The sequence below is a fragment of the Achromobacter sp. genome (assembly GCF_049647645.1).
Classification (GTDB): domain Bacteria; phylum Pseudomonadota; class Gammaproteobacteria; order Burkholderiales; family Burkholderiaceae_B; genus Achromobacter.
Genome location: NZ_JBARYB010000305.1, coordinates 53,722 through 60,985, shown reverse-complemented (window position 1 = coordinate 60,985; position 7,264 = coordinate 53,722). Strand labels below are relative to the sequence as shown.

Here is a 7,264-nt window from a genome sequence, read left to right as displayed (position 1 = left end):
GATCCGCGCCGGCGCCTGGCGGCGCGGCGGCGGGCCGCCAGGGCCAGTTCGCAGGCCAGTCGCAAAGTGTCATCCGTCATGAACGCTCCAGGGGTGGCGGGGCATAGGCGGCTACACTGACATGGTTTCCCGTGTCAGTAGGCTGCAATGAATCAAAATGTCTCACCTCCCCCTGCCGGAGATGCCTGGTCCCGCGTTGCAGAACGCGTGGCGGGGCAGCATTGGCCCGCTGCGACGCTGTATGTCGTGGCCACGCCGATCGGCAACCTGGGCGACCTGGGGCTGCGCGCCTGGCACGCCTTGCAGCGGGCCGACGTGATCGCTGCGGAAGACACGCGGGCCAGCCGCGCGCTGCTGGACGCATGGGGCGTGGGCACGCCGCTCATGGCCGCCCACCGCCACAATGAAGCCGCCGCTGCGCAGACCATTTGTGAACGCCTGGCGCAAGGCCAGCGCGTGGCGCTGGTGTCCGATGCGGGCGCGCCCGCCGTCAGCGATCCTGGCGCGCGCATTGTGCGTGCCGTGCGCGAGGCCGGCTTTGGCGTGGTGCCGGTGCCGGGGCCCAGCGCGGTCATCGCCGCGCTGATGGGCAGCGGCGTCACCACCGACGAAAATCCGGGCTATGCCTTCGCGGGTTTTCCGCCACCCAAGGCGGTGGCGCGCCAGCGCTGGCTGCGCACCTGGTGCGCCTTGCCCGCACCCGTGGTGATGTTCGAATCGCCCCACCGGCTCGCGGCCACGCTGGCCGACCTGCTGGAAGTATGCGGCCCGGACCGCCTGCTGACCGTGGCGCGCGAACTGACCAAGCGCTTCGAAGAGATCGCCACCTTCCCGATGGGCGAGGGCGCGGCCTGGCTGGCTGCGGACGCTCACCGCGAGCAGGGCGAATTCGTGCTGATTGCGCACGCGCCTGCCGCGCAGGAGGTGGATGAAGACGCCGACCCGCGCGCCGATGCGCTGCTGGACGCCTTGCTGGAGTCCCTGTCGCTGCGCGACGCGGCGCGCGTGGCGGCCAAGGTTTCGGGGCTGCCGCGGGACGCGCTGTACAACCGGGCCCTGGCCCGCAAGAAATCGGCGGAGTAAGGCATGGTGTATTCCACAATCGTGTCCAACAAGCCCGCGGATCCCGACGAACGCCTGGTCTACCGCGATATCCCCACGCCGCTGGGCGACATGCGCCTGGTCGCCAGCCCCAAGGGCCTGCGCGGCGCCTGGTTCACCGACCAGGAACTGTTGCCTGCGGCAGATGGCTGGATTCTCACGGACTCGGATCCCATCCTGGAGCAGGCGCGCCGCGAACTGGATGAATGGTTCGGCGGCCAGCGCCGCGTCTTCGAGGTGCCGCTGGATCCCGTCGGCACCACCTTTCAGCACCAGGTCTGGCATGCCTTGTGCGACCTGGAGTTCGGCGTGCTGACGAGCTACGGCAACCTGGCGCGTACCGTGGGGCGGCCCAAGGGCGCCCAGGCGGTCGGCGGGGCGGTCGGACGCAATCCGATCAGCATCATCATTCCGTGCCACCGGATCATCGGCGCGGACACTTCGCTGACCGGCTTCGGCGGCGGACTGCCGCGCAAGCAGGCCTTGCTGGCGCACGAAGGCAATTTCTACCGCAGCCGCAGCGCGAGCGCGCGCCGGGTTTGCGACGGGCAGGCGGAACTGCCCTGGTAGGCGGGCAGGCCTGGCCCGCGGGCCAGGCGTACTACTCCAGGGTTGGCCTTACTGCGAGGCGATGCTGGGCAAGATGCCGATGCGGTCCGACACCAGCGGCACGGCGTTCAAAGCGCTCTGGCGGTCGGGGTAGGGGCCGATCTTGACCCGGTAGAGGTTGTTCGACTGTTCGACCGACGCGGGCGGCGCGCCTTCGGCGCCCAACTGCGTGTTGATGCGGCTGACCAGCGACTGCGCGTTGGCGGATTGGCTGAACGCGCCCACCTGCAGATAAACGCTGCCGATGCCGCCCGCCGCGGGTTGGCGCACCGGGGCAGAGCCGGGCGCGGGCCCTGGCAGGGGTTCGGCCGCCAGTGCCACGGGGACGGCGGCTACCGGCGCCAACACCGGCGAGGATCCCGTCGCCGATGCGGGTTCGGGTTCGGCCGTGGCGGGCGCGCCCTGCGAGGCCAGCCGCCGGATCTCGTCCTGCGGTATGGCTTCCACGATCACCTGGCCGCTGCCGGGCCCGATGATGCCCAGCTTGTGTGCCGCGACATAGGACAGGTCCATGATGCGGTCGCTGTGGAACGGTCCGCGGTCATTCACCCGCACGATGATCGTCTTGCCGTTGACCATGCTGGTGACGCGGGCGTAGCTGGGCAGCGGCAGCGTGGTGTGGGCGGCCGTCATGGCGTACATGTCGTAGGACTCGCCGATGGACGTGGAATTGCCGTGGAACTTCTTGCCGTACCACGAGGCGGTGCCGCGCTTTTTGTACGGTTGGCCGCTGGTGTCCGGCACATAACGCTGGCCAAACACCACATACGGCCGGTTCGCGCCGCTGGCGTAGGGTTCGATCCTGGGCACCGCGTCGGGCACCTGGTCCAGGTTCGACGGCGGGTTCGCGTCCGGCCCGTCGTCCTTGTAGTATCCGCCGCCCTTCTTGCGTCCGCCGGTGGAGGAGCAGCCCGCCACGGCAATGGCCAGCAGCAGCATCATGAACAGGCGGGTCGGGCGGGACAGGGTCATGCGGATTCGTCAGGCAGTTGGGTGCGGTGGCGCACCAGCAGCGGGTCGTGGTCGGCAAAGCGCAGCGCCAGCTGTTCGACCACATACACCGAACGGTGCTGGCCGCCGGTGCAACCGATGGCGACCGTGAGGTAATTGCGGGTGTCTTGCGTGTATTGCGGCAGCCAGCGGTTCAGGAAACCGGTGATGTCGTCGATCATCTGTCCCACCAGATCGAAGCCCGCCAGCCACGCGGCGACGGGCTCGTCGCGGCCGGTCAGCGGCCGCAAGTCGCGGTCGTAGTAGGGATTGGGCAAGCAGCGCACGTCGAACACCAGATCCGCGTCGCGCGGCACGCCGCGCTTGTAGGCGAAGGACTCGAAGGTCAGCACCAGCGGCGCGCGGTCGGCCTTGATCAGGTCGCGGATCCACACACGCAGCTGGCCCGGCGTCAGGTCCGAGGTGTCGATGACGTGTTCCTGCTCGCGCAGCGGCGCGAGCAGTTCGCGTTCCAGCGCGATGCACTCGGTCAGGGTCGGCGTCTTGCCGCCGTGTTGCAGGCGGTCAGTCAGCGGGTGGCGGCGGCGGGATTCGGAATAGCGCTGCACCAGCGTTTCCGTGCTTGCATCCAGGAACACCACCCGCAGGCTGGTGCCCATGGCGCGCAGCGCGGTAACCACATCGGGCAGTTCGGCCAATTCGCCGGGCGAGCGCACGTCGATGGCGACCGCGACGCGCTCCATGCCGTCATCCCGGGCGTTGGCGATGAACTCGGTCAGGAACCTTACAGGCAGGTTGTCGACGCAGGTATAGCTCGCGTCCTCGAGCATGCGCAGGGCGACGGACTTGCCTGAGCCTGAGATGCCGGTGACGAGGACGACTTTCAACATGGACATGATTGTGGCACGCTTTTCGAGGACGATGCCGGCGGGATGACATCTGATACGGCCGTAAACTGCCAATCTGCGCCTGTACCGGTTCGGCCCCCTTAGCGTAAGCTTGGGGCCGGATACTCGACAGATTCACATACGCGCCCCGCCGTCATGCGTTTCGGGGGAATGGAATTCGACCTAGATGTTAGCCTTCATTTCCTTTCGTAGTGTTTCACTGCCGCGTTTTTGGGCAATTTCCCTGCTAGGGGCCGCAGCCGTCTTCATGATGGCGCGCGCGCAGGCCCAGCCAGCACCGCAGGAAAGCCTGCGCCCGGACACCATGGACGCCCGTGTCGCCGCCTGTACGGCCTGTCATGGCGCGCAGGGCCGGGCCGGCGCCGATGGCTACTATCCGCGCCTGGCCGGCAAGCCGCAGGAATACCTGTACCACCAGTTGCTCAACTTCCGCGATGACCGGCGCCAGTACCGGCCCATGACGCACCTGCTGACTGGGCTGCCTGACAATTACCTGCGCGAAATGGCCGCGTATTTCTCCACCCAGCACGTGCCGTATCCGGCGCCGACGCGCGCCGAGGTCTCCGTCGCCACGCTGGAGGCCGGGCGCAAGCTGGCCTTGAGCGGCGACGCGGCGCGCGGCCTGCCTGCCTGTGCGGCCTGTCATGGCGCCGCCCTGGGCGGCGTGCTGCCCGCCATCCCTGGCTTGCTGGGTTTGCCGCGCGACTACATCGGTGCGCAGATCGGCAGCTGGAAGAATGGCTTGCGCCGCGCGGCCGAGCCGGACTGCATGGCCGACATCTCCAACAAGCTCACTCCCGAGGACATAGGCGCGCTGGCCGCGTGGCTGTCCTCGCAGCCCGTGGTGGAACCCTACGCGCCTGAAGCCGCGGGTTCGATACGCCTGCCCGCGGAATGCGGCAGCCAGGCGCAACGGTAAGGAGAGGGCCGGATGTCGCTCATGAAGAAAGTCCTGTCTGTTCTGTTGCTGCTCGTGGTCGCCGCCGTGGGCGGTCTCTATTGGCTGGGTACGCGCGACGACGCCAGCACCGGGCCAGTCGCAGCCGCGGCCGACGCCGCGACGCTGGTCGAGCGCGGGCGTTATCTGGCCCTGGCTGGCAATTGCATGGCCTGCCACACCAGCCGGGGCGGCAAGGCGCTGGCCGGCGGCACGCCCATCCCCACGCCATTCGGCACGGTGTACGGCCCGAACATCACTCCCGACGAGCAGACTGGCATAGGCGCGTGGACGGGCGATGATTTCTGGCAGGCGTTGCACAACGGCAAGTCGCGCGACGGCACGCTGCTGTATCCCGCCTTCCCCTACACCGAATACACGCGCGTGACCCGCGCCGATTCCGATGCGCTGTACGCCTATCTGCGCACTGTGGCGCCGGTGAACCAGCCCAGCCGGCCCGCCGAGATGGAATTCCCCTACGACCAGCGGACGCTGCTGGCCGGCTGGCGCGCGCTGTACTTCAAACCGGGCGTGCAGGAAGCCGATGCGGGCCAGTCGGTGCAGTGGAATCGTGGCCGTTACCTGGTTGAAGGGCTGGGGCATTGCGCCGCCTGCCATACGCCGCGCAACAGCCTGGGGGGGCTGCGTGCGGCGGACCCATTGGCCGGCGGCGTGATCCCGGTGCTGGACTGGTATGCGCCGCCGTTGACCAACGACATGGAAACCGGCATGGGGCGCTGGTCGGCCGAGGACATCGCGGCCTTGCTCAAGACCGGTGTTTCGAAGCATTCCAGCGCCAGCGGACCCATGGCCGAAGTGGTGCTGGGCAGTACGCAGCACCTGACCGACGCGGACGCGCTGGCCATAGGCGTCTACATCAAGACCCTGCCGGCCACGCCGGCCTCGACGGAGCGCTCGCGCGCGGCTGTCGCGCCGGCGGCCATGGAGCTGGGTGGCAAGATCTACCGCCAGCAATGCGCGCAATGCCATCAGCCGGGAGGCGAAGGCAGCGGCACGGCATGGCCCGCACTGGCCGGCAATCCGACCGTGACGGCGCCGTCGCCCGTCAATGCCATCCGCATGGTGCTGGACGGCGGCTACGCCCCGGCCACGGCAGCGAACCCGCGGCCCCATGGCATGCCGCCGTTCGGGCAACTGCTCAATGACAGCGATATCGCCATGCTGGTGACATACATCCGCAATAGCTGGGGCAACGAGGCGGGCGGCGTGACGCCGCTGGAGGTCAAGCGGGCGCGCGCCGCGTCGACGCTGAACTAGGCCTGTTCACGCTAAAAGAAGCCTTGCACAGGCGCGCTAGCGCGCCTTCAAGGCCAGCGAGCAGGCCGCGCGCGCCAACTCGCCCAGCACGCGGATGGCGGCCTGCGCGGCCGCATCCCAAGGATGCCCATAGTTCAGGCGCAGCGCGCTGCCGAACTGCCCGCTGGCCGAAAAGATCGGGCCCGGCGCCACGCTGATGCCGCGCGCCAGGGCTTGCCGGTGCAGCGCCAGCGCATCGACGGCGGCCGGCAGCTCCAGCCACAGGAAGAATCCGCCTTGCGGCCGTGTCACGCGCGTGCCGGCGGGGAATTCCTGGGCGATCGCCTCGGCCATGCGCTGTTGCTGCGTCTGCAGCGTTTCGCGCAGGCGGCGCAGGTGGCGGTCATAGCCGCCTTGTTCCAGGTACTCGGCGATCGCGCCCTGGGCTGGGCCGGACGCCGACAGCGTCGACGACAGCTTCAGGCGCTGCACGCGTTGCGTGTAGCGGCCGGCGCTGGCCCAGCCGATGCGGTAGCCCGGCGCCAGGCACTTCGAAAACGACGAGCAATGCAGCACCAACCCGTGCGTGTCATAGGCCTTGGCGGGTACCGGCCGCACCGGCCCGAAGTACAGCTCGCCGTACACATCGTCTTCGATCAGCGGAATGCCGTGGCGCGCCAGCAGCTGGACCAGCTGCCGCTTTTTTTCATCCGGCATCAGGCTGCCCAGGGGATTCTGGAACTGTGTCATCAGCCAGCAGGCCTTGGGCGCGTGGCGCTGGATGGCGGCCTCCATCGCGTCCAGGTCGATGCCGGTGCGCGGATGGGTCGGTATTTCCAGCGCCTTCAGCCCCTGGCGTTCGAGCGCCTGCAGCGCGCCGTAGAAGGTGGGCGCTTCGACCATGACCGTGTCGCCAGGCTGCGTGACCGCTTGCAGGCACAGGTTCAGCGCTTCCAGCGCACCATTGGTGACGACGATGTCGCTGGCCGGCACGTTGATGCCGCCGATCAGGTAGCGCAGCGCAATCTGGCGGCGCAGCCCGGGATTGCCTGGCGCCAGGTCTTCCACCGTGTCCAGCGGATCCTGGCGCTTGAGGTGCGCGGCCATCGCCTGGGCTAGGCGCGGCAACGGAAACAGCAGCGGGGAAGGAAAGGCGGAGCCCAGCGGGGTCACGTCGCGGTTGCGCACCGAGCCGAGGATGTCGAAGATGCGCTCGCTGATCGCGAGTTCCGTCGATTCGCCGTCGGGGCTGGAGGCGCCGGGTTCCGGCGGCAGCGAAGCGGCGGGGGCGTTGACGTAATAACCGGAACGCGGTTGCGCCCGGATCAGGCCGCGCGCTTCCAGCAGGTAGTACGCCTGGAATACTGTCGACGGGCTGAGCCCGCGCGCCGCGCATGCGTCCCGCACGGAGGGCAGCTTGTCGCCCGCGCGCAGCACGCCGTCGCGGATCGACTTGGCGATCTCGGCGGCCAGGTTCTCATACAGGCTCAAGGTGTCGCCG

At 68.7% G+C, this 7,264-nt stretch carries 7 protein-coding genes; 4 read left to right on the top strand and 3 right to left on the bottom strand.

Features of this window, described 5'->3' with window-relative positions; translation table 11 throughout:
* The first annotated feature begins 147 nt into the window (after window positions 1–147).
* Both rsmI and WBB14_RS34405 read left to right on the top strand, forming a co-directional pair.
* On the top strand, window positions 148–1,083 hold the full coding sequence (gene rsmI / locus WBB14_RS34410; RefSeq protein WP_424243714.1) for a 16S rRNA (cytidine(1402)-2'-O)-methyltransferase: 936 nt from the start codon (window positions 148–150) through the stop codon (window positions 1,081–1,083).
* Window positions 1,084–1,086: 3 nt separating this feature from the next.
* Window positions 1,087–1,671 carry a methylated-DNA--[protein]-cysteine S-methyltransferase gene (locus WBB14_RS34405; RefSeq protein ID WP_424243713.1) on the top strand — a complete coding sequence of 195 codons (585 nt, stop codon included), beginning with the start codon at window positions 1,087–1,089 and terminating at the stop codon, window positions 1,669–1,671.
* A gap of 48 nt (window positions 1,672–1,719) precedes the next feature.
* On the opposite strand, the gene WBB14_RS34400 is transcribed toward WBB14_RS34405, so the two are convergent.
* Window positions 1,720–2,682 carry a septal ring lytic transglycosylase RlpA family protein gene (locus tag WBB14_RS34400; RefSeq protein ID WP_424243712.1) on the bottom strand — a complete coding sequence of 321 codons (963 nt, stop codon included), beginning with the start codon at window positions 2,680–2,682 and terminating at the stop codon, window positions 1,720–1,722.
* Window positions 2,679–3,551 carry an RNase adapter RapZ gene (rapZ, locus tag WBB14_RS34395; protein WP_424243717.1) on the bottom strand — a complete coding sequence of 291 codons (873 nt, stop codon included), beginning with the start codon at window positions 3,549–3,551 and terminating at the stop codon, window positions 2,679–2,681. Before rapZ ends, WBB14_RS34400 begins: the two co-directional genes overlap by 4 nt.
* A gap of 184 nt (window positions 3,552–3,735) precedes the next feature.
* On the opposite strand from rapZ, the gene WBB14_RS34390 reads away from it, so the two are divergent.
* Both WBB14_RS34390 and WBB14_RS34385 read left to right on the top strand, forming a co-directional pair.
* Window positions 3,736–4,488: a c-type cytochrome gene (locus WBB14_RS34390; protein WP_424243711.1), complete on the top strand. Its 753-nt coding sequence runs from the start codon at window positions 3,736–3,738 to the stop codon at window positions 4,486–4,488.
* Between the two features lie 12 nt (window positions 4,489–4,500).
* A complete protein-coding gene (locus tag WBB14_RS34385) occupies window positions 4,501–5,784 on the top strand; it encodes a c-type cytochrome (protein ID WP_424243710.1) in 1,284 nt (427 codons plus the stop codon).
* A gap of 36 nt (window positions 5,785–5,820) precedes the next feature.
* On the opposite strand, the gene WBB14_RS34380 is transcribed toward WBB14_RS34385, so the two are convergent.
* The gene (locus WBB14_RS34380) at window positions 5,821–7,254 is read right to left on the bottom strand and encodes a PLP-dependent aminotransferase family protein (RefSeq protein WP_424243709.1); all 1,434 of its coding nucleotides are present in this window, start codon (window positions 7,252–7,254) and stop codon (window positions 5,821–5,823) included.
* Between the last annotated feature and the right edge of the window lie 10 nt (window positions 7,255–7,264).

Excerpts from the sequence above, each read along its gene's own strand:
- WBB14_RS34385 (WP_424243710.1), top strand. The coding sequence starts at position 4,501 with ATGTCGCTCATGAAGAAAGTCCTGTCTGTTCTGTTGCTGCTCGTGGTC.
- rsmI (WP_424243714.1), top strand. The coding sequence starts at position 148 with ATGAATCAAAATGTCTCACCTCCCCCTGCCGGAGATGCCTGGTCCCGC.
- WBB14_RS34400 (WP_424243712.1), bottom strand. The coding sequence starts at position 2,682 with ATGACCCTGTCCCGCCCGACCCGCCTGTTCATGATGCTGCTGCTGGCC.
- WBB14_RS34390 (WP_424243711.1), top strand. The coding sequence starts at position 3,736 with ATGTTAGCCTTCATTTCCTTTCGTAGTGTTTCACTGCCGCGTTTTTGG.
- WBB14_RS34405 (WP_424243713.1), top strand. The coding sequence starts at position 1,087 with ATGGTGTATTCCACAATCGTGTCCAACAAGCCCGCGGATCCCGACGAA.
- rapZ (WP_424243717.1), bottom strand. The coding sequence starts at position 3,551 with ATGTTGAAAGTCGTCCTCGTCACCGGCATCTCAGGCTCAGGCAAGTCC.